Origin of the sequence: Pseudarthrobacter sulfonivorans, assembly GCF_001484605.1 — a bacterium.
GTDB lineage: Bacteria > Actinomycetota > Actinomycetes > Actinomycetales > Micrococcaceae > Arthrobacter > Arthrobacter sulfonivorans_A.
On record NZ_CP013747.1, the window covers coordinates 700,555 to 721,792 of the forward strand.

Sequence of the window (21,238 nt, forward strand, 5' to 3'; positions counted from 1 at the left end):
ATTGTCCACCCCGGCCAACTAATCTGGCCAGTTATGGAGTCCGCACACTATTTCAGCGCATCGCCCGCCGGGCCGTTCACCCGCAAGCCGCTCACCGTGGAATTGGCCGGCGAGACGCGCACGCTGCAGACGTCCGGCGGCATCTTCAGCCCCGACGGCATCGACAAGGGGACGGCGGTGCTCCTGGCCGAGGTCCCGGCCCCGGACCCCACCGGCAACCTCCTTGACATCGGCTGCGGCTGGGGGCCCATTGCCCTCACGCTCGCATTGCGGGCGCCACACGCCAAGGTCTACGCAGTGGACGTCAATGAACGCTGCATCACGCTGACCAACGAGAATGCGGCCCTGCTGGGCCTGGGCAACGTGCTGGCCAGCACGCCGGAGGCGGTGGACCCGGACCTGCGCTTTGACACGATCTGGTCCAATCCGCCCATCCGGATCGGCAAGGATGAACTCCACAGCCTCCTGAAGCTGTGGCTGCCCCGGCTGGCGCCGGGCGGCTCCGCGTGGCTAGTGGTCCAAAAAAACCTGGGCTCGGATACGCTTCAGCGCTGGCTCGCGACGGAACTGGATGCATCCTTCGCCGTGAGCCGGGAGTCCACGTCCAAGTCCTTCCGCATCCTTCGAGTCAGGAAAGCGTCCCAGTAGCCACAATTACGGCGGGCCCGCTGAGCTCGACGTGCTCGTGCCCGCCCGCCCCGGCGAAGAACTTGACCCCGACGACGCCGCCCGGCACGTTGACCTGCCAGGAGTCCGGCGCTTCCGCCCCGGCCCAGTGCCGGATGGCCACTGCGGCGGCGCACGCGCCTGTTCCACAGGACTGGGTCTCGCCCACACCCCGCTCATGGACGCGCATGGTGATGGTGCCGATCCCGTTGTGGACCAGCGGTTCGGCAGGCACGACGAATTCAACGTTGGTTCCATTGGCCGGCACCGGATCGACCTTCGGAGCAGTGTAGAGCCTGGTGGCTTCCAATTCGGACAGTTCAGCCAGTGCCACCACGGTGTGCGGGTTGCCCATGCTCACTGACAGGGCCGGGCGGGGCACTTCCAAGCCCTCTGCGGTTACCAGCGAGTCCATGGCTTTCGCCGTCGCGTCGCCGGGGAAAATGAATTCCCACGGCCCCATGTCCACCGCATAGCTGTCCCCTGTCCGGACCACGGTCTTGACGCCGCCGCGAGTCCCGATGGTGAGCGCGCCGCCGTCGGGCAGGTCAACCAAGCCCTCGGCACGCAGGAAGTGCACAAATACGCGGACCCCGTTGCCGCACATTTCCGAGAGCGACCCGTCGCCGTTGCGGTAGTCCATGAACCATTCGGCCTCGGGGCTGCTAAGCAACAGCTCGCGGCCTTCGGAGAGATACCGGGAGGGGACGGCCCGGATCAGTCCGTCGCCGCCGATCCCGCGGTGACGGTCGCAGAGCGCGGCTACCTGGCCGGCGTCGATGGTGTGGACGCCGTCGGGGTCGGCGACCAGCACAAAGTCGTTGCCGGTGCCGTGTCCCTTGGAGAAGCGGAGTCCGCCCAAGGTGTGGAAGACGGGCTCTGTGGTCTCTGCGGGAGTTGCGTCCATGGTCCTAGATTACCGGCTGAGAGCCACGGCCCGGGCCGCAAGGTCCGGCGCCTGCCAGTCCAGCCAGGCGATGCGGGGATCGGCGCGGAACCATGTGAGCTGGCGCCTGGCGAACTGCCGGGTGGCCACAATGGTGTCCTCGGCTGCCTCGGCAACTGTTGAGCCGCCGTCGAGCACTTTCAGGAACTGTGCATAGCCGAGGGCCCGCGGCGCGGTCTTGCCGCCGCGGAGACCGGCCGTGTCCAGCCGGAGCACTTCCCCCAACAGCCCCTGGTCCACCATGTTGTGGACGCGCTGGGCCAGCCGTTCACGGAGGACATCGCGGTCCACGGACAGGCCGATCTGGACGGCAGGCTGGAAATACTCCCGCTGGGGCATAAAGGAGCTGAAGGGCCGGCCGGTGAGCTCATGGACTTCGAGCGCCCTGATGATCCGGCGCGCATCGGAGACACGGCCCGCTGACACCGGATCCACCTCCCGGAGCCGCGCCAGGAGGGCATCCTGGCCGGCTTCATCGAACTCAGCCTCGAGCCGCTGCCGGAGGACAGGATCCGTGCCGGGGAATTCGAGGACGTCGAGGGCAGCCCGAACGTAGAGACCCGAACCGCCCGCCAGAATGGCGCGTTTGCCGCGCGCGTGGATATCGCTGACGATGCTCCGGGCCTGCTGTTGGAAGTCTGAAACGCTGGCCTCCTCCGTGACGTCCAGGATGTCCAGAAGGTGGTGGGGAACGCCCTTGCGCTCTGCCGGCGTGATCTTGGCGGTGCCTATGTCCATCCCGCGATAGAACTGCATGGCGTCGGCATTGATGACCTCGCCGTCCAGCTCCAGGGCAAGGTTCACGGCTAGGTCGGACTTACCTGACCCTGTGGGACCAACAACAGCAATAACCGGAGGTTGGACCACCGGTCAGCGGCTCCGTACCGGCAGCGTGGGCATGCCCAGCGAGACTCCGGTGCGGCTGGCGCCGCCTGCGGCAGCCGGCACGGGAGCGCCGCACGAATCTGCCTGGGACCTGTCCCAGGCGTCCCCAGCGCGGGAACGCCGCAGGCTGTAGTCCTGCAACGACGGGTCGGCCACGAGGTGGAAGGCTGCGGCTTCGGTGATTGTGACGGTGACCAGGTCCCCCGGACGCGGCACTTCTGCCCCCTCGGGAACGGAGAAGTGCACGAGCCGCTGGTCCTGGGACCGGCCCGACAGCCTGTGGGTTTCTTCGGACTTGCGCCCTGAGTGGGCGGTGACCATCACCTCTACCCTGCGGCCAAGCTGCGTGGCGTTTTCCTCGGCGGCGATCCTGTCCTGCAGTGCGGTCAGGCGTTCAAATCGCTCCTGGACCACGGCCTTGGGAAGCTGGTCCGGCAAGTCTGCGGCGGGAGTACCCGGACGCTTCGAGTACTGGAAGGTGAAAGCCGTGGCGAAGCGCGACTGCTCCACAACGTCAAGCGTGGCCTGGAAGTCTTCCTCGGTTTCGCCGGGGAAGCCGACAATGATGTCAGTGGAGATCGCGGCGTGCGGGATCTTCTCGCGGACCTTGTCCAGGATGCCTAAAAACTTGGTGGAGCGGTAGGACCGTTTCATGTCCTTCAGGACTTTGTCGGACCCGGACTGCAGCGGCATGTGCAGCTGCGGCATCACGTTGGGGGTTTCGGCCATGGCGTCTATGACATCGTCGGTGAAGGCGGCGGGGTGGGGGCTGGTGAAGCGGACCCGTTCCAGGCCTTTGATTTCGCCGCACGCGCGCAGGAGTTTGGAGAACGCCTGCCGGTCGCCGAACTCCACACCGTAAGAGTTCACGTTCTGACCCAGCAGGGTGACTTCGATGGCGCCGTCATCCACCAGGGCCTGGATTTCAGCCAGGATGTCGCCCGGGCGGCGGTCCTTTTCCTTCCCGCGCAGGGCCGGGACGATGCAGAACGTGCAGGTGTTGTTGCAGCCGACCGAGATGGAAACCCAGCCGGAATAGACCGAGTCACGCTTGGTGGGCAGCGTGGAGGGGAAGACGTCCAGGGATTCGAGGATCTCCAGCTGGGCTTCGTTGTTGTGCCGGGCCCGGTCCAACAGTGCCGGGAGGGCTCCGACGTTGTGGGTGCCGAAGACAGCGTCCACCCAGGGAGCCTTCTTGAGGATGGTCTCGCGGTCCTTCTGGGCCAGGCAGCCTCCCACGGCGATCTGCATACCCGGGTTGGCGGCCTTGACGGGCGCCAGCATGCCCAGGTTGCCGTAGAGCTTGTTGTCCGCGTTTTCCCGGACGGCGCAGGTGTTGAACACCACGACGTCGGCCTGCTCACCGCTTGCCGGTACGTAGCCCGCGTCTTCGAGCATGCCGGCCATCCGCTCCGAATCATGCACGTTCATCTGGCAGCCGAAGGTGCGCACCTGATAGGTACGGGGCTGCTGGAGGGCTGGGTCGGCTGACGGGGCGGTACCGGATGCGGGGGAAGGAATGGTCAAACTCACCTGTTAAGGGTACCGGCTCGCTACGGTTGCGGGATCGCTCAGGTTGCCGTATCGGCGGGGGCGCCGTTACGGCGGGCCTATGGATCCAGCAGGCCATCCGGTGCGTCTGTCTGGGTCTCCGCATGTGCGTCGAGCACCTCGCCGACGATCCGGAACGCCTGCGACGGCTGATAGCCCTTGCGGGCAAGCATTGACGCCAGCCGCCGCGTGATCTTGTCCCGCTCGGCGCGGTCCGACAAATCCGTGCCTGCCCGGAGCTTGCGTTCCACCAGGAGCCGGGCCGACTCTTCCTCGTCCGCATCGGAAAGCTGTTCCAGCGCGGCGGCGGCGGTGTCTGCGTCAATTCCTTTGTCCGCCAGCTCGCGCCGGAGGGCCCCCTTGGCGAGCTTCCGCGACTGCGACCGGCTGCGCACCCACATGTCGGCGAACTCGGCGTCGTCAATGAGGCGGACCTCCTGGAAACGGTCCAGGACGGCTTCCGCCACATCGTCCGGAATGTTCCGCTCGGCCAGTTTCCGCGACAGCTGCAGCCGGCTCTTGGCCGAACTGGTCAGCTGCCGCAACACAATGGCCCGCGCCACGGATGCTGGATCCGGTTCGGCGCCTGGGTTTGCTTCAGCGTCTCCGGCGATGGCAGCATCCGGATCGGGTCCGTCCGGCCCGAAGCCGGGGCGTCCGCCCCGTCTCCGCTGCCGTCGCCCCGATCCGGTGTCCTGCCCGGCCGCACGCCATCCGGCGCTCTGCCCGGCCGTCACGTCAGGGGCGTCCCTAGAAGCCGTCAACAGCCTTCAGCTTCGGTGTGTCTTTGGCATCGGCTTCAGCGGGCTTGACTACCCCGACACCAAGCTTCTCCTTGATCAGGCGCTCCAGTTCGGTCGCCAGCTCGGGGTTGTCGCGCAGGAACCGGCGGGAGTTCTCCATGCCCTGGCCCAGCTGGTCGCCGTCGTACGTGAACCACGAGCCCGACTTCTTGATGATGCCGTGCTCAACGCCCATGTCGATGATGCCGCCCTCGCGGGAAATGCCCTGGCCATAGATGATGTCGAATTCGGCGATCTTGAAGGGCGGGGCCATCTTGTTCTTGACGATCTTGGCCTTGGTGCGGTTACCGACCGAGTCGGCACCTTCCTTGAGCGTCTGGATCCGACGGACGTCGATGCGGATGGACGCGTAGAACTTCAAGGCCTTACCGCCGGTGGTGGTCTCCGGGGAGCCGAAGAACACGCCGATCTTTTCACGGAGCTGGTTGATGAAGATGGCAGTGGTTTTGGTCTGGCTCAGGCGGCCGGTGATCTTACGCAGCGCCTGGCTCATAAGACGGGCCTGCAGACCCACGTGACTGTCGCCCATGTCACCCTCGATTTCCGCGCGCGGCACCAGGGCAGCAACGGAGTCGATGACGATGACATCCAGCGAGCCGGAGCCGATCAGCATGTCCATGATTTCCAAGGCCTGCTCGCCTGTATCCGGCTGCGAGACCAGGAGGGCGTCCGTATCCACGCCCAGCCTGGCGGCGTATTCGGGGTCCAGGGCGTGCTCGGCATCGATGAAGGCGGCAATGCCGCCCAGGCGCTGCGCGTTGGCAACGGCATGCAGGGCCACTGTGGTCTTACCCGAAGATTCCGGGCCGTAGATCTCCACGACGCGGCCGCGGGGCAGGCCGCCAATTCCCAAGGCCACGTCCAACGCGATGGATCCGGTGGGGATGACTTCGATGGGGGCACGGACTTCATCGCCCAGCCGCATGACCGAGCCCTTGCCGAACTGCTTGTCAATCTGTGCCAGCGCTGCGTCGAGCGCCTTTTGACGATCCGGGGCTGCCGCCATGGTTCACACCTCTAATGCTTTCTCGCTTTGGAGTGGCCTCAGCGGCCATTTCTTGGTCATCTCTGACGCTAATGGCACCCGCTGACATTCTGGCCGGATGACATCGCCTATGTGGATAACCCACTACGAAAAGCATAGCTTTACCCGAACAGGTATTCGAACAGATCCGGCGGCGTGTCAGCGCAGAAAGGGCGCACGTGAGCCTGGGGAATGCTGTCCGGTTGGTGGCGGCGTCAGTCGCGCAGGGGTTTGACGTCGCGTCCCAGGCGCCGCTCCGGCGGCACATCCTGGACATCGCAGATGGCCAACCACACGTGCCGCGGGCTCATTCCGGCCGCAAGGGCCTGGTCGGCGGTTCGCCCGCCGGCCCCGGCCAGGACCAGGGTGCTGCTCAAGACCCGGGAGTAGCCAGCCCCGAATTCGTCGTCCATAAGCCGCCAATAGTCACTGATCCGCACCAATAGAGTCTCTCACGGTCCCGGACCCTAGAATTGTTGCCATGAGCAACCCTGCCGACGGCCCTCCTGCGACAGGCCTTCCCGAAACCGGCCTTCCGGCGACGTCCCCTGCGGGGATAGGTACCGAAAAGGACACCGTCGATGAGGCCCTGAACACCGTGGAACACCAAATCAGTCTCTTTTGGCGGCGCGCCCGGTCGGTGTCCCATCAGCTCTCGCGGCAGGTGCACCCGGACATGGAACCGGCGGCCTACGGCCTGCTTTCGATCATCCGGCGCGAGGGACCCATCCGGTTGACAGACCTTGCCCTGAACATCGGAGTGGGCAAGCCATCCGTCAGCCGCCAGATCGCTTTCCTGGAAAGCATCGGGCTGGTGTTCAAGGAAGCTGACCCCCTGGACGGAAGGGCGCAGTCGATCCGCCTCACCGAAAAGGGCGAGGAAAAGATGCATCAGGTCCAGGATGCGCGCCGCCAGGATTTCCGTGAGCGGCTCGGTGAGTGGCCGGTCGGGGAACTGCAGACCCTCGCCGAATACATGGCAAAGCTCAACTCCCTCTTTGAACTCGACGGTTTCGCGAAGGACCCGTCCACCGACGACGCTGCAAAATAGCCGCCACACGCAACAAAGCCTCCGGCCCATGGCCGGAGGCTTTGCTGTACTTCCTGTCTGGCTCCTGCGGACGGCTTACCGTGCGCCGGAAAGCAGGCCCTTGGACAGTTCGTTGTTGAGTTCAGCGTTCAGATCGCGATCAAGGTCGCGGCCGTAGCGCTGTGAGAATTCCTGGGGAACGGTGTCCGGAACGGCAACGCCCTCGGCGACGGCGACACGGTCGCTGACTTCCCTGAGCATGCTGGACAGCGGCACGTCCAGGGCTGAGCAGATTGAGGAGAGGAGCTCTGATGAAGCTTCCTTCTGGCCGCGCTCTACTTCGCTGAGGTAGCCCAAGGAAACACGGGCACTGTGCGAAACTTCGCGGAGCGTGCGTCCCTGGCGCTGGCGTACATCGCGCAGGACATCACCGATTTCGTGACGAAGTACAACCATCTTGCGCTCCTTCTGTTCGCTCTTGGCCTGATCGGCGAGGCCCACATCCTTCCAGCGGACAACGCCGTTTATGGATACGGGCTGCTTTACCATCTGTATCGCCTTGCTCCCTCATAAGTTCGGTCCGCCGTGGAGCGAACCGTGGTGGTTTATTCATCCTAGGCGCCTCCGCTCTCCGGAAGCGACACAATGTAATAACTAATGGACACCGGGATTTGTTCCCGGCAACTTTACGCCCGGTAGCTTCAGGAAGATAGGGCCGCGATCAGACTTTCCAGCGCAGCGCCGCAAGCCTGTCCGCGGATCTCTGCACGGTTCCCGGTGAAGGCGTATTCGAGATATGACGCACCGTCCGCTGTGGCAACCCCGATGAACACTGCCCCCACCGCTTTGCCATCATGGTCCTCCGGGCCGGCTACTCCTGTGGTGGCAACGCCGACGTCAGCATGCAGCGCAGTCCTGGCCCCGGCCGCCATGGCCGCTGCGACAGCACCGTCAACGGATCCGGCGGCGGCCAGCAGCTCTGCCGGAACGCCCAGGACGTCCACTTTAACGGAGTTCTGGTAGGCCACCACACCGCCTTGGAGCATGCCTGAGGCTCCGGCTGTGTCGGCGAGGACGGCGCTGACCATTCCCGCAGTGAGAGACTCCGCGGTCGCGACGGTGCGGCCCCTTTCCAGGGCACTTTTGACTGCCTGTTCCGCCAGGTGGTGAAGGTTGGTCACGTCGGCTCCCTAGTTTCCAGCTGTAGTTGTTCCCGCACGTTTGCCCTGTGACCGGATGCGCAGGGCTTCAATGACGTATTCGACGCCGGTCCATACCGTGATCAGTACGGCCACGATCATGACGGCGAAAGCCACCCAGACAAGCCACGGCGCCAGCGCGCCGAGCGGCAGGAGATACAGGAAGATCGCGGCCGTCTGAACGACCGTCTTGAGCTTGCCCCCGCGCGAGGCCGGGATGACACCGTACCGGATGACAAAGAAACGAAGGGCGGTGATGCCCCATTCCCTGACGAGGATGACGATGGTGACCCACCATGGCAGTTCATTCAGGATGGACAGCATCACCAGGGCTGAGCCGATGAGGAGCTTGTCGGCGATGGGGTCGGCAATTTTGCCGAAATTGGTGACGAGGCCGCGGCTCCTGGCGATGTCGCCGTCGAGCTTGTCGGTGTAGATGGCGACGGCGAACGCCACCACCGCGGCCCAGCGCCACGGCCCTGACTCGCTGTCCAGCCCGGGGGCATCGGCGAGGAGGAACCAGACGAAGAACGGCACCAGGGCGATGCGCAGCATGGTCAGGATGTTGGGAAGATTCCAGATTCCTGGGCTGCTGGAGCCGGCGGCAGTTGCTTCGGTGCTAGTCACACTCCTAGGCTACCGTCCGGTGAGTGACCAAGCGTCTTCGGAACCGTCCTCATCGTCGCCGGAGGTGCCGTCGGCGCCGTCGAAGTACTCAACCTTTTGGCTGCGCTGGTCCAGGTCCGCCTGTACGAGGTCCTCCGCATATCCGCCCTGGGCGATGTTCGCGTTGGCGTTGTCGCTGAGCGCTGCCGTCTGTGAATCTGCAACGACCGGAGCGTCCTGGCCCTTCATGGCTGCCAGCACCGACGCGAGGTCGTCCGGCTTTACCAGGACGTCGCGTGCTTTGGACCCTTCGGAGGGGCCAACCACTCCCCTGGACTCCAGGAGGTCCATGAGCCGTCCGGCCTTGGCGAAGCCCACCCTGAGCTTGCGCTGGAGCATCGAGGTCGAACCGAACTGCGTGGTGACCACCAGTTCGGTGGCCGAAAGCAGGACTTCGAGGTCGTCCCCGATGTCGTCGTCGATCTGCTTTTTTGGTGCCTCGGGGGCGACATCGTGGCGGTAGTCGACTTTAAGCTGGCCCTTGACGTGTTCCACGACCTTGTGGATTTCAGACTCGGTGACCCAGGCGCCCTGGACACGCATGGCCTTGGAGGCACCCATCGGCAGGAACAGCGCATCGCCCTGGCCGATGAGTTTTTCGGCACCGGGCTGGTCAAGGACCACCCGGGAGTCCGTGACGGAGGACGTGGCGAAGGCCATCCGCGAGGGCACGTTGGCCTTGATCAGGCCGGTGACGACGTCCACGGAGGGCCGCTGGGTGGCCAGGACCAGGTGGATGCCGGCGGCACGGGCCAGCTGGGTGATGCGGACGATGGAGTCTTCGACGTCGCGCGGGGCCACCATCATCAGGTCGGCGAGCTCGTCAACAATCACCAGCAGGTACGGGTAGGGCCGGATGACGCGCTTGGAGTCCACGGGAGGCTGGACCTTGCCGGCGCGGACTGCCTTGTTGAAGTCATCGATGTGCTTGAACCCGTAGTTGGCGAGGTCGTCGTACCGCGCATCCATTTCGCGGACGACCCACTGCAGGGCCTCCGCAGCCTTCTTCGGGTTGGTGATGATGGGCGTGATGAGGTGCGGGACGCCTTCGTAGGCGGTCAGTTCCACACGCTTGGGGTCCACCATGACCATGCGGACCTCGTCCGGCGTTGCCCGCATGAGGATCGACGTGATCATGGAGTTTACGAACGAGGACTTACCGGCGCCGGTGGCACCTGCGACGAGCAGGTGGGGCATTTTGGCGAGGTTCGCCACGACATAACCGCCTTCGACGTCCTTGCCGACGCCCATCACCATGGGGTGGTCGGTCCGGCGGGCGTTCTGGCTGCGGAGGACGTCACCAAGGGAGACGGTTTCGCGGTCCGTATTGGGGATCTCGATACCGATGGCGGACTTGCCCGGGATGGGGCTGAGGATCCGGACGTCGCTGGAAGCCACTGCGTAGGAGATGTTCTTGGACAGGGCGGTGACGCGCTCCACCTTGGTGCCCGGGGACAGCTCAATCTCGTACCGCGTGACGGTGGGCCCGCGGCTGAAGCCGGTGACCTGCGCTTCCACGTTGAACTGGTTGAGGGTCTCGGTCAGGGAAGCCACGATCGCGTCGTTGGCCTCCGTGCGCTCTTTGGGAATGGAGCCCGGGGTCAGAACGTCCGACGGCGGCAGGGTGTAGGTGACGTCGCCCGCCAGCGAGAGTTGCTCGGTCCGCTGCGGAATAGGAGCCGGAAGGGGCATGGGCGTGACGGGCTTGGCCGGCACCTGCGCAACGGTGGCGGGTGCCGCGTTGAGTGAGCCGGCGGCCACCATCCCGGGTGTGACCAGCGGGATGGCCTCGGTGGCGTTGTCCTCTGCCGGAGCCCTCCCCACAGTGCCGAGGCCCTGGGCCGCTTTGATTTTTTCGACGGCGATTTCCGCCTGGGTGGGGCGGCGCACGCCGGGAGCGGGGCGCGGTCCGCGGCCCGACTTTGCGTCGGTCTCGTCGTCGTCAATGACGGCGTGCTCAAAGGCTTCGTCGCCCACGTAGCCTTCCAGCCCGGCGTCGGACTCGTCGTCCTTGCCGAAGAAACGCCGCTTCTTCTTCCGCGGCGCAGGGGTTGCCTTCGATTCCTCGAGGTAGCTGCGGTCGTGGCTGTCCCCGTCGTCGCCGGGTTCCTGCAGGTCCAGGCCCATCAGATGCTCATAGGCACCCCGCAGGCGGCGTGGAATGGCCCCGAAGGGGGTGGCGGTAATGATGAGCAGCGAGATGAAGGCCAGCAGGCCGTAGACCACCACGGGCACCGCCGCGTGGATGGCCGCGAGGGGTGAGGCGGCCAGGAAGCCGAGCATACCGCCGGCCTGCCGGAGGCCGTCGAATCCTTCGGCAACGGTGGGCTGCCCTCCCACCACGTGGGCAAGGCCGCAGCCCGCAAAGGTCATGATGAGGAAACCGATCCCCACGCGGTTGTTTCCGCGGCCGTCGTCGGGCTGCCGGAAGAGCCGGAAGGCACACACAAAAAGCATCAGCGGCAATAGCAGTGACATCCAGCCGAAGGTGCCGTTGACCACGCCGTAGACGGCGTCGGGGAACCAACCGGTCATTCCCCACCAGGCGAAGGTGGCGATGAAGACGCCCAGGGCAAGGTTGAACAGGGCCGCGCCGTCGCGGCGTTCCTCTGCCGGCAGGTCGCTGACATCGGAGCCGATCCTGCGGACTCCGCCGCCGACCAGATGGCCCACGCCCAGCCAGGCGCCGCCCACAACGCGCAGGAGCCAGGGCTGCCGCTGTTCGACGGCGGGAAGCTGGCGGGTGCGTGCGCTGCCCCCCGATGAACCGGCCCGGCCGCCGGTGCGGCTGGACCCTGTGGCGCCTGCACCGCGGCCCGCCGGGCTGCCGGATTTGGCGCTGGATTTGCCGCCAGCGGTGCCTCGGGGCGCGGGAGTAGTACGAGTGGCCATACGTGCCACGGTACCGGAACTGGCGCGGTTTTCCGCGGATTTCCGGCTGTTCCCGGCCTCATGTTGCGGATGGGAAAGGCCCGGTTCTACAAGAACCGGGCCTTTGCCATTCCGCTTGCCTTCGGGGCTGTTACGCCTCGAGGACCACCGGGATAATCATGGGCTTGCGGCGCAGCTTGCGGTTGACCCAGGTGCCGACAACTCGGCGGACAACCTGCTGGAGCTGGTGGGTGGTGTGGTCCGTGCGGTTGAGCACGGCTTCTTCCAGAGCGGCGTTGATCTTGGGGATGATCTCGTCGAAGACCGAATCGTCCTCGGCCACGCCGCGGGCGTGGATCTCGGGTCCGGAGACCACCTTGCCGGTGGTGCGGTTGATGACGGTGATGATGGAGATGAAGCCTTCATCGCCAAGCGTCTGGCGGTCTTTGAGGTCCGCTTCCGTGACTTCGCCGACGCTGGAGCCGTCCACGTAGACAAAGCCCACTTCAACCTGGCCCACCACGTCTGCGCGGTGGTCCTTGAGGTCGATCACGGTGCCGTTGTCGGCAAGGATGACGCTGGCGGTGGGGACGCCGGACTCGATGGCGATCTTGCCGTTGGCGATCAGGTGGCGGGTCTCGCCGTGCACGGGCATGGCGTTGAGCGGCTCAAGGATGTTGTAGCAGTAGAGCAGCTCGCCGGCGGCTGCGTGTCCGGAGACGTGCACCTTAGCGTTGCCCTTGTGGATGACGTCCGCGCCGAGCTTGAGCAGGCCGTTGATGATCCGGAAGACGGCGTTTTCGTTGCCCGGGATGAGGCTGGAGGCCAGGATCACGGTGTCGCCGTCGCCCACCACTACGCGGTGGTCGCCGTTGGCCATGCGGGACAGCGCGGCCATCGGTTCGCCCTGGGAACCTGTGGACATCAGGACCACGCGGTTGTCCGGCATGTTGTCGATGTTCTTGATGTCCACGAGGAGGCCGTCGGGAACGTCGAGGTAGCCGAGCTTGGCGGCGATGGCCATGTTGCGGACCATGGAGCGGCCCACGAAGGCCACCTTGCGGTTGTGCTTGGCGGCGGCGTCAAGCACCTGCTGCACGCGGTGGACATGCGAGGAGAAGGACGCCACGATGATGCGCTTGGTGGCCTGGCCGAAGAGCCGTTCCAGCGTGGGGCCGATTTCCTTTTCGGCGGTGGTGAAGCCCGGCACGTCAGCGTTGGTGGAGTCGGACATAAAGAGGTCAACGCCCTCTTCACCCAGCTTGGCGAAGTGCCGGAGGTCGGTGATCCGGCCGTCCAGGGGCAGCTGGTCCATCTTAAAGTCGCCTGTGTGCAGGACAGTGCCGCCGGCCGTGCGGATGAACACAGCCAAAGCATCGGGGATGGAGTGGTTGACCGCGACAAACTCGCACTCGAAGGGGCCAAATTTTTCGACCTGGCCCTCTTCAACGGTCATCGTGTACGGACGGATCCGGTGTTCCTGCAGCTTGGCCTCGATGAGCGCCAGCGTCAGCTGTGAGCCCACCAGGGGGATGTCGGCGCGCAGCCGCAGGAGGTAGGGAACGGCGCCGATGTGGTCCTCGTGGCCGTGGGTCAGGACAACGGCCACGATGTCGTCGACACGGTTCTCGATGTAGGAGAAATCGGGCAGGATCAGGTCAACGCCGGGCTGGGTCTCCTCCGGGAAGAGGACACCACAGTCCACGATGAGCAGTTTTCCGTCGATTTCGAACACGGCCATGTTCCGGCCGATCTCCCCCAGTCCGCCCAGCGGAACGATCCGGAGGGTGCCTTGCGGCAGGCGTGGGGGCGTGACAAGGCCGGGAAGGGCGGTTTGGGTCATAGTGCACTACTTTCCAGGCGGAAGGGTGCTGGTCTTAGCCCTCAGGGAAAGACCAGCCCCGCTTCCGCCAAATCCTCGCGGATGGTTACGATCTCGGCTTCGTCCGGCTCCACGAGGGGCAAACGGACAATCGAGTTGGGCAGGACTCCCTGCCATTTAAGAATTTGTTTGGCTGCAACGGCTCCCTGGACGCGGGTCATCGTTGCCCTCACGACGGGCAGCAGCTCGAAATTGATCTTACGCGCGGTTTCGAGGTCGTTCGCGTTGATGGCGTCGATCAGTTCGCGGAAGCGGCGCGTTGCGACGTGGGTTGTCACACCCACGAGCCCGACGGCGCCAAGGGACATCCACGGAAGGGTCAATCCGTCGTCGCCGGAGTAGAAGTACAGGTCCGTCTCTGCCATCACGCGGCTGGCTGCCATGAAATCGGCCTTGGCATCCTTGACGGCGACGATGTTCGGGTGCTGCGCCAGGCTGATCATGGTTTCGGGTTCGATCGCGATGGAGGAGCGGCCCGGAATGTCGTAGAGCATTACGGGCACATCGGTTGCGGACGCGACGGTCTCGAAGTGTGCGCGGACGCCTGCCTGGCTGGGCTTGTTGTAGTACGGCGTGACGAGCAGCAGGCCGTCGACGCCGAGCGCTGCGGCCTGCTGGGAGAGGTGCACCGAGTGTGCGGTGTCGTTCGTCCCGGTGCCGGCGATGATGGCGGCGCGGTCTCCCACGGCCTCCTTGACAGCGCGGAACATGCCAAGGTTTTCTTCATCCGAGAGGGTGGACGTTTCGCCGGTGGTCCCGGTGACGACCAGGCCGTCGCAGCCATCGTCCACAAGCTTGGTGGCCAGTTCGGCTGCCTGCTTGTAGTCCACGGCGCCATCCTTGGTGAAGGGCGTGACCATAGCGGTCAGGAGCGTACCAAGGGCAGGAGCGGTGGCGGATTTGTGAGGCATGGAAAAAACGTTACCCTGTCGGCGGCTGGTTAGGACAATGGGGACGGCGTGATCCGCGTCAACTAGCGGGCCGCGATGCCCCCGGGAATTCGGTCAGCACGCACCGCAGATCGACTCCCGCGGGGTCAGCGGAATTTCCGCAAGGCACTCCGTTGCAGGATGGCGGTGACTACTTCGGTGCCGGGTCCGGCAGCCTTTTTCATTTCGAAGCCATCCGGTCCCCAGAACCCGCTGAGGCCGCAGGAGGGGCCCAGCGCCGTGGATCCGCCAAGGTTCGCCAAGATGGCGAACATCCGGTTGTCCATGGCCCTGGCTCCGAGATGCAGGCCAAGCCGCCGTTCTTCCGCCTGCGTGTACAGGGCCGAAACGGCATAGATATCCGCGCCGGCCTGGGCTGCTCCGGTGGAGTGGGCAGGAACCGCGGCGTCAAAGCAGATGGCCAGCGCGATCTTCCAGCCATCCAGCTCGATCACGACGGCACCGTCGCCCGCGGCGAAGACCTCCCGCTCCTGGCCGTGGAGGTGGGTTTTGAAGCCGAATTCGGTGGTGCCGTCGGGGTGGATCACGAGGCTGGCGAGCCGCGGCGTGCCGTCAGGTTCCCGATAGGCAGCACCTGCCACCACAGTGATCCCGGTCCGGCGGCAGATCTCGTGGAGATCGGCCAGGCGTGGGTCATCGCGTTGAAGCCACGAGTCGTCAGCAGCCAGTAGCGCCAGGTTGTACCCCGTCAACGACAGCTCAGGAAACACCACCAGCCGGGCACCGTGGGATTCGGCGTCCTCGATCAGCCGGACGTGTTCTTGTACGTTCGGGATAATCCCGCCTTCAAGCGCCTGGTACTGCACGGCAGAGACGGTCAGGGCATCAGTCACCCCCTTATCCTAGGGATGCGCGCCTACCCGAGGGAACTACGCCATCCTGCGGCTTCCCTGGCTGGCAGTACCGGTCCACCGCAGCCTCCCGCAGCCCCTCAGCCCAGGCCGCGAGCCGCTGGGCCGCCCGTACGTAATGGAACAGTTCCGTGGGCGTCAAGGCATCGAGGTCGGTTTCGTCCAGCCTGCGGGCCAGCTCCGCCCCCGCCGGCTGGGCGGTTAGTGTGACGCCTTCGTCCTGCCACTGGATGTCCACAGGGGGCCGACCTGCGACGAGCTGGCGGAAGAGGAAGTCCACCACTCCCGGGCTCATCGCTTTCATCACACCTGCAGGCTGTGCCGAGCCGGGGTCCTGGGCATCCCGGGCGGGGCGCACCGATCCGCCGGCGGGTGGGGATTCCGGAAAGGGTCGCGGCTGGGATGGGGTTTGCATGCTGTCCATATTATTCGAACATATATTCGAACACAAGGCCTACAAGACCGTGTTTCCGGCTGGATCTTGACTGCTGCCACAAAGGTTGATGTGAGAACATCGCCTCATGACGTCCCGTGCCCCGGCAAGACCCTCGCGGGTGCCTCGAACCTCACAGGCCGCGGGCCGCCTCCGCGGTATTGACGCAGCCAGGGGGCTGGCGCTCCTTGGCATGATGGCCACACATCTGCTCCCCACCTTCGAGGCAAACGCCGACCTCACTCCCACGTGGATCGGACTGACCTTCTCCGGCCGCGCGGCAGCCCTGTTTGCCGTGTTGGCGGGCGTGGGCCTGGCGCTGTCCACCGGCAAACAAGTGCCACCGCAAGGTCCTGCCTTGAACGCAGCCCGCCGCGGCATCGCACTGCGCGCCCTGGTGATTGCCGCCGCCGGGCTCTCACTGGGCGGGCTGGAAGTGAACCTTGCGATCATCCTGGTCCACTACGCCATGCTGTTCCTGTGCATCCTGCCGTTCCTCGGCCTGAAGCTGAAGGCACTGTGCGCCTGGGCCGCCGGCTGGATCGTGGTTTCCCCGGTCCTCGCATATCTGCTCCGCCCCTGGCTTATGGCAGCCAATCCGCCCCTGAATCTGGGGCACAACCCGTCCTGGGAAGACCTCTCGACGCCCTTCCCTCTGCTGGGAGACCTGTTCCTGACCGGCTACTACCCGGTGTTCCAGTGGCTGTCGTACCTGCTGGTGGGCCTGGTCATTGGCCGGCTGGCCCTCACCAAGGCGATGGTTCCTGTCCTGCTGCTTGCCGGCGGGACTGCGGTGGCCGCACTGGCCAAGGCTTTGGGCACCGCCGCAATGGAGAACTGGGGTGGCCGGGCCGCGCTGGAGGCAGTCCTGAACGCCCCCGGATACCCGCTGGACAGTGTCCTCCAGGTCAACCTCACGGGAATCCCGCAGGAAGGATCCTGGTGGTGGCTGGCGGCCGCGGCACCGCATTCGGCCACCACGCTGGATCTGCTTCACACCTGCGGCGTGGCGGCCGCCGTTGTGGGTGTGTTCCTCCTGCTCGGCAGGCTGGCTGACTGGCTGGACCTGGACCTGTTGCTGCCGCTGCGCGGCGCGGGGGCAATGACGCTCACGCTCTACTCAGCGCATGTGTGGGTGGTTTCGGCGTTCTACCTGAAGCCGCTGCCCGCCGGCTGGACCGAGGCGGGGATGTACTGGGCACATGCCGCGACGGCCATCGCCGTGGGCATCGTGTTTGTCCTCCTGAAATGGCGGGGGCCACTGGAACTGGTGGGCCATGCCGCCAACCAGCTGGGGCGCGGCGGACGAGCCGGCCTGCGTTAGCCTGCCGCCACTGACCTGCCGCCGCCGAGAGTAGTCGCGGAGAGCAGGCTCCTACGCCGGAACCTGGCCGCGGAACAGCTTCACGGCGTCGCGCATGGAGGCGCGGGCGCGCTTGCGGTCCCCGGCAGCGTCATAGGCGCAGCTGAGCCGGAACCACGAACGCCAGTCGCCGGGCGCCGCTTCAGCTTCGGCCTTGTACTTTTCGAATTCCAGATCCGCCGCGGAGCGGACGATCCGGCCGGCGGGTGTGCGCGGCAGTTCGTCTACCGGGAGCCCGCCTTCGGCTTCGAGGACCTTGGCCATCTGTTCCGTGCGCGCACCGAACAGCAGTTCACGGATCATGGCCCAGGCGCCGATGGCCGGGAGGACCAGGTAGGCCGCTCCGATGGCCTTGGCGGCGGGGTTGCTGTCCAGCAGCAGGAGCACGGAGCGCTGGAACGACACCACCAGGTAGAAGACCAGCAGGAGCGTGACGGCACCCACCCAGATCTTGGTGCGGTTCTTCCGGAACGCAGCCAGGAACTCGCCCACGGCCTAGAGCCCCAGGTCCAGGTAGCCGTCCAGGCCCACCGTCAGTCCCGGATGCGCGGCGACGTTGCGCACGCCAAGCAGCACGCCGGGCATAAATGAAGCACGGTCAAAGGAATCGTGGCGGAAGGTCAGCTGCTCCCCCGGACCGCCAAGCAGCACCTCCTGGTGGGCCACCAGCCCGCGCAGCCGGACGCTGTGAACGCGGACTCCTTCAACGTCGCAACCCCGCGCGCCAGCGAGTTCGCTGGTGGTCGCGTCAGGGCTGGGCGGAACGTCCGCAGCCTTGCGCTCGGCTGCGATGAGCTGGGCGGTGCGGACAGCGGTCCCGGACGGCGCATCAACCTTTTCCGGGTGGTGCAGTTCGATGATTTCCACGGACTCGAAATATTTGGAAGCCTTGGCGGCGAAGGCTGAGGCCAGCACGGAGCCGAGGGCAAAGTTGGGGGCGATCAGCACTCCGGTTTCCGGGTGAGCCGCGAGCAGTGCTTCCAGGGCGGCGATCCGGGTGGAGTCCCAGCCGGTGGTCCCCACGACGGCGTGCATGCCATGCTCGACGGCGTAGCGCACGTTCGCTTCCGTGCTCTCGGGGACGGTGAGGTCCACCACGATGTCGGCACCCGAAGTGGCCAGCTGGTCCAGCGAGTCGCCGCGTCCCAGGGCGGCTACGAGCATCAGGTCGGAGGCAGCTTCAACGGCCTTTACGGCTTCGGCGCCCATGCGCCCGCTGGCGCCCAGGACAGCCACGCGCGTGGGCGCGGAGAGTTGTTCGATCATGCCGTTAACCCTACCGTCGGGCCGGGTGCGGGTTTGAACCGGAGGCTGCGCGTTACCTCGCAGCCACAGGCAGGCGAAGGGAAGCCAGTGGTGCTCAGCTGCCTGCGCCCACCCACTCCACCGTGCCGTCGGCGAAGAACTGTTCCTTCCAGATGGGAACCTGCTCCTTGATGCGGTCCACGAGTTCGGAACACACGGCAAAAGCCTGTCCGCGGTGCGCCGCGGAGACCGCACAGACCAGCGCCGGATCTCCGATGTCCAGCATGCCGATGCGGTGGGCAGCCCAGATCCGCACGGGCTGCGTGGCGGTCCCGTCGCCGGCATGTTCGGCGGCCAGGCGGGCGACGACGTCGGCCATCACCTGGTGAGCCGTGGGGTGCGCGCTGTAACTGAGCCGCTCCACTGCTTTGCCGACGTCGTGATTCCGGACTACGCCGCTGAAGCTAACCACGGCCCCTGCGGTGTCAGATTCCACCGCAGCGATCGCCTGGTCGACGGAGATGGGTTCGGCGCTCAGCACGGCGTGGACTACTTCGAAAACCGGTTCAGTGGCCATGGCCGCCCTCCAGCTGGTCGCACAGGTGCCCGATCAACGGGTCCAGCACCGACAGGCCGTCCATAACGCCCTTGGGTGAGCCGGGCAGGTTAATGATGAACGTCTGCCCGGCAGCTCCGGCGTGGCCGCGGCTGAGGGCCGCCAGCGGCGTTTTGGTTGCGCCTTCGCGCCGGATGGCCTCCATGATGCCCGGGATTTCACGGTCCAGAAGGGGCAGGGTTACGTCGGGTGTGCGGTCGTCCGGGCTGAGCCCGGTGCCGCCGCTGGTGATCACGACGGCGGGATGCTGGGTGAGGAGGGCGCGGATGGCCGCACCGACGGGCGCGCCGTCCGGCACCACCATTGCGGGGTAAGCCTCGAAGCCGTGCTCGGTGAGCCAGTCGATGATGACGGGCCCGGTTTCGTCCTCATAGATGCCTGCGGCGGCCCGGGTGGAGGCAATAACAACCCCGGCCTTGCGGCCCTGCACCTCGCCGTGCGTGTGCGGCTCCGGCAAGTGAGGTTGCGGCGTGTGCGGCTCCGTGTTTGGCTCAGCCGGGTAAGTGCTCTCGGTGCTCATAGTGTCCAGTCCCCGCTCTTGCCGCCGCTTTTCGCCAGCACTTTGATGTCGGTCAGCACGGCGTGCTTGTCGACGGCCTTGATCATGTCGTACACGCTGAGGGCAGCCACGGAGGCGGCCGTGAGCGCTTCCATCTCCACCCCGGTGACCCCTCGGGTCTTGACCGTGGCCAGGATCGCCACGGAATCGGTTCCGAGCTCGAAGTCCACGGTGACTTTCGAGAGCGGCAACGGATGGCAGAGCGGGATGAGTTCGGGGGTCTTTTTTGCTGCCATGATGCCGGCAACCCGCGCGACAGCCAGGGCATCACCCTTGGGCAGGCCGCCGGATCCGAGCAGGCCCAGCACTTCGTCAGTGGTGCGGACGGTGGCAGTGGCGGTGGCTTCCCGCGTGGTTTCGGTTTTGCCTGACACGTCCACCATCTGGGCGCTTCCGTCCTGGCGCAGGTGGGTCAGCGCGGACGGGCTATGTTCTGGATTCACAGCATCCATACTTCCACCTCGTCACCCTCGGCGAGCGCCGAGACTCCAACGGGTACGTGCACCAGCGCGTTGGAGCCGGCGAGGGCGTGCATAAGGTGGGAGCTTTCGCCCCCTTCCAGGCGGACGGTTCCGTCCCCCTGGAGGGTTCCGCGCCGGACCTGATGCTTGTGTTCAGGCGACGAAAGGCTATGGCCCAGCCGTGCGTGTACAGGGATCCGCGGCGACGGCGCTCCGAACAGTTCAGCCAGCACAGGCCGCAGGAACATTTCGAAGGAAACCAGGCAGCTAACAGGGTTTCCCGGAAATCCGAGGAAGGGCACCCCGTCGAACGTCCCGATGCCCTGCGGGCCACCAGGCTGCATCGCGACATGAAGGAACTCGGTAGCCTGCCCGTCCATGGCCTGGCGGACAACTTCGTAGGCTCCCTTACTAACGCCGCCCGTGGTGACGATCAGGTCCACCGCACCGGCATGGCTGCGCAGCAGTGCGCGGAATTCGTCAGGATGGTCCGAGGCAATGGCCGTGCGCACCACCGCCAGGCCCGCTTGCCGCATGGCGCTTTCGAGGAGGGTTCCGTTGGAATCGTAGATCTTGCCGGCCGGCAGGGGCTGGCCGGGTTCCACCACTTCGTCGCCCGTGGTGGCCAGCAGGACGGTCACCGGCCTGCGCACAGTAACTTCAGCGATCCCCAGGGCCGCCAGCAGCCCCAGCTGCGCCGGGCCAAGGAAGGTTCCCGAGGTCAGCGCCCGCTCCCCCGCCGCAATATCACTGCCGGCCGACCGCACGAAGGTGCCGGCCGCCGTCGCCGGCAGCCACACAGTGGTTGTTTCCCCCGGGGCAGGGAACCGGTCCGGAACGGCACGTTCCACGGGCACGACGGCGTCAGCACCGGTGGGAATCATGGCTCCCGTCATGATGGGGGCGGCAGTGCCGCGGTCCAGGGCCGCCGGCACGGCACCTGCCGGAACGGGGACAACCACAGACAGCTTCGCACCGCCGTCGGGCACGTCCAGGCTGTTGACGGCAAAGCCGTCCATTTGGGAGTTGGCGAACGGCGGGAGGTTCAGGGCGGCCATCACGTCCTGGGCCAGGCCCTTGCCCAGCGCGTCGCGAAGTGCCAGCGTTTCCGTCCGTCCGTGGGCCCGCACGGGCTTCAGCAGTTCGGTCACGGCGGCGCGGTGCAGGGCAACGGACCGTGCCTGGTGGGGCGTGTGGCCGTGCTGGTGCGGAGGGCTGTGCATGGTCCTGCCTTCGG

Annotated in this window: 23 protein-coding genes; 3 read left to right on the forward strand and 20 right to left on the reverse strand. The window is 65.9% G+C overall.

All coding sequences use genetic code 11. The features are described 5' to 3' along the window. Nucleotides 1-33: 33 nt before the first annotated feature. The gene (locus AU252_RS03070; protein ID WP_058929467.1) at nt 34-648 is read left to right on the forward strand and encodes a class I SAM-dependent methyltransferase; all 615 of its coding nucleotides are present in this window, start codon (nt 34-36) and stop codon (nt 646-648) included. Here the strand turns inward: AU252_RS03070 and dapF are convergent. The 6 genes from dapF to AU252_RS03100 form a co-directional block, all read right to left on the reverse strand. After that, complete coding sequence (dapF, locus tag AU252_RS03075) at nt 629-1,573, reverse strand: diaminopimelate epimerase (RefSeq protein ID WP_058929468.1); 945 nt, start codon at nt 1,571-1,573, stop codon at nt 629-631. The genes AU252_RS03070 and dapF overlap by 20 nt on opposite strands. Before the next feature lie 9 nt (nt 1,574-1,582). Next, nucleotides 1,583-2,479 (reverse strand): tRNA (adenosine(37)-N6)-dimethylallyltransferase MiaA, encoded by an 897-nt coding sequence (gene miaA / locus AU252_RS03080; protein WP_058929469.1) that lies wholly within the window; start codon nt 2,477-2,479, stop codon nt 1,583-1,585. Between the two features lie 3 nt (nt 2,480-2,482). Beyond that, nucleotides 2,483-4,030: a tRNA (N6-isopentenyl adenosine(37)-C2)-methylthiotransferase MiaB gene (miaB, locus tag AU252_RS03085; protein ID WP_083510237.1), complete on the reverse strand. Its 1,548-nt coding sequence runs from the start codon at nt 4,028-4,030 to the stop codon at nt 2,483-2,485. 77 nt (nt 4,031-4,107) lie between these two features. Next, a complete protein-coding gene (locus AU252_RS03090) occupies nt 4,108-4,611 on the reverse strand; it encodes a regulatory protein RecX (RefSeq protein WP_205630673.1) in 504 nt (167 codons plus the stop codon). 187 nt (nt 4,612-4,798) lie between these two features. Then, nucleotides 4,799-5,857: a recombinase RecA gene (recA, locus tag AU252_RS03095; RefSeq protein WP_056342912.1), complete on the reverse strand. Its 1,059-nt coding sequence runs from the start codon at nt 5,855-5,857 to the stop codon at nt 4,799-4,801. A gap of 233 nt (nt 5,858-6,090) precedes the next feature. Beyond that, nucleotides 6,091-6,315: a DUF3046 domain-containing protein gene (locus AU252_RS03100; RefSeq protein ID WP_058929470.1), complete on the reverse strand. Its 225-nt coding sequence runs from the start codon at nt 6,313-6,315 to the stop codon at nt 6,091-6,093. Between the two features lie 41 nt (nt 6,316-6,356). On the opposite strand from AU252_RS03100, the gene AU252_RS03105 reads away from it, so the two are divergent. Further along, entirely contained in the window at nt 6,357-6,926 is a 570-nt protein-coding gene (locus AU252_RS03105; RefSeq protein WP_083510239.1) for a MarR family winged helix-turn-helix transcriptional regulator, read from the forward strand. A 75-nt stretch (nt 6,927-7,001) separates the two neighbouring features. Here the strand turns inward: AU252_RS03105 and AU252_RS03110 are convergent, their stop codons facing one another. The 8 genes from AU252_RS03110 to AU252_RS03145 all read right to left on the reverse strand — a co-directional run bounded on the left by AU252_RS03110 (nt 7,002) and on the right by AU252_RS03145 (nt 15,619). Continuing rightward, complete coding sequence (locus AU252_RS03110) at nt 7,002-7,454, reverse strand: helix-turn-helix domain-containing protein (RefSeq protein ID WP_056342905.1); 453 nt, start codon at nt 7,452-7,454, stop codon at nt 7,002-7,004. Nucleotides 7,455-7,606: 152 nt separating this feature from the next. After that, on the reverse strand, nt 7,607-8,086 hold the full coding sequence (locus AU252_RS03115; protein ID WP_058929471.1) for a CinA family protein: 480 nt from the start codon (nt 8,084-8,086) through the stop codon (nt 7,607-7,609). Nucleotides 8,087-8,095: 9 nt separating this feature from the next. Then, nucleotides 8,096-8,731 (reverse strand): CDP-diacylglycerol--glycerol-3-phosphate 3-phosphatidyltransferase, encoded by a 636-nt coding sequence (gene pgsA, locus AU252_RS03120; RefSeq protein WP_058929472.1) that lies wholly within the window; start codon nt 8,729-8,731, stop codon nt 8,096-8,098. A 9-nt stretch (nt 8,732-8,740) separates the two neighbouring features. Continuing rightward, nucleotides 8,741-11,662 (reverse strand): FtsK/SpoIIIE family DNA translocase, encoded by a 2,922-nt coding sequence (locus AU252_RS03125; protein WP_058929473.1) that lies wholly within the window; start codon nt 11,660-11,662, stop codon nt 8,741-8,743. Nucleotides 11,663-11,792: 130 nt separating this feature from the next. After that, complete coding sequence (locus tag AU252_RS03130) at nt 11,793-13,484, reverse strand: ribonuclease J (protein ID WP_058929474.1); 1,692 nt, start codon at nt 13,482-13,484, stop codon at nt 11,793-11,795. A 41-nt stretch (nt 13,485-13,525) separates the two neighbouring features. Next, complete coding sequence (dapA, locus tag AU252_RS03135) at nt 13,526-14,434, reverse strand: 4-hydroxy-tetrahydrodipicolinate synthase (RefSeq protein ID WP_058929475.1); 909 nt, start codon at nt 14,432-14,434, stop codon at nt 13,526-13,528. Nucleotides 14,435-14,559: 125 nt separating this feature from the next. Further along, on the reverse strand, nt 14,560-15,306 hold the full coding sequence (locus AU252_RS03140) for a carbon-nitrogen hydrolase family protein (RefSeq protein ID WP_058929476.1): 747 nt from the start codon (nt 15,304-15,306) through the stop codon (nt 14,560-14,562). 4 nt (nt 15,307-15,310) lie between these two features. Then, entirely contained in the window at nt 15,311-15,619 is a 309-nt protein-coding gene (locus AU252_RS03145; RefSeq protein ID WP_058929477.1) for a hypothetical protein, read from the reverse strand. Nucleotides 15,620-15,845: 226 nt separating this feature from the next. On the opposite strand from AU252_RS03145, the gene AU252_RS03150 reads away from it, so the two are divergent. Continuing rightward, on the forward strand, nt 15,846-17,081 hold the full coding sequence (locus AU252_RS03150) for a heparan-alpha-glucosaminide N-acetyltransferase domain-containing protein (RefSeq protein WP_058929478.1): 1,236 nt from the start codon (nt 15,846-15,848) through the stop codon (nt 17,079-17,081). Between the two features lie 51 nt (nt 17,082-17,132). On the opposite strand, the gene AU252_RS03155 is transcribed toward AU252_RS03150, so the two are convergent. From AU252_RS03155 to AU252_RS03180, 6 genes are all read right to left on the reverse strand, one after another. Further along, nucleotides 17,133-17,612: a hypothetical protein gene (locus AU252_RS03155; RefSeq protein WP_058929479.1), complete on the reverse strand. Its 480-nt coding sequence runs from the start codon at nt 17,610-17,612 to the stop codon at nt 17,133-17,135. 3 nt (nt 17,613-17,615) lie between these two features. Continuing rightward, complete coding sequence (gene dapB / locus AU252_RS03160; protein ID WP_058929480.1) at nt 17,616-18,386, reverse strand: 4-hydroxy-tetrahydrodipicolinate reductase; 771 nt, start codon at nt 18,384-18,386, stop codon at nt 17,616-17,618. A 94-nt stretch (nt 18,387-18,480) separates the two neighbouring features. Beyond that, nucleotides 18,481-18,942, reverse strand: a complete 462-nt coding sequence (locus AU252_RS03165; RefSeq protein WP_058929481.1) for a molybdenum cofactor biosynthesis protein MoaE — start codon at nt 18,940-18,942, stop codon at nt 18,481-18,483. Further along, nucleotides 18,932-19,501, reverse strand: a complete 570-nt coding sequence (locus tag AU252_RS03170) for a MogA/MoaB family molybdenum cofactor biosynthesis protein (RefSeq protein ID WP_240484309.1) — start codon at nt 19,499-19,501, stop codon at nt 18,932-18,934. The genes AU252_RS03165 and AU252_RS03170 overlap by 11 nt, the downstream gene beginning before the upstream one ends. After that, complete coding sequence (gene moaC, locus AU252_RS03175; RefSeq protein ID WP_058929482.1) at nt 19,498-19,992, reverse strand: cyclic pyranopterin monophosphate synthase MoaC; 495 nt, start codon at nt 19,990-19,992, stop codon at nt 19,498-19,500. Before moaC ends, AU252_RS03170 begins: the two co-directional genes overlap by 4 nt. Next, nucleotides 19,980-21,224: a molybdopterin molybdotransferase MoeA gene (locus tag AU252_RS03180; protein ID WP_058932715.1), complete on the reverse strand. Its 1,245-nt coding sequence runs from the start codon at nt 21,222-21,224 to the stop codon at nt 19,980-19,982. Before AU252_RS03180 ends, moaC begins: the two co-directional genes overlap by 13 nt. Nucleotides 21,225-21,238: the final 14 nt, after the last annotated feature.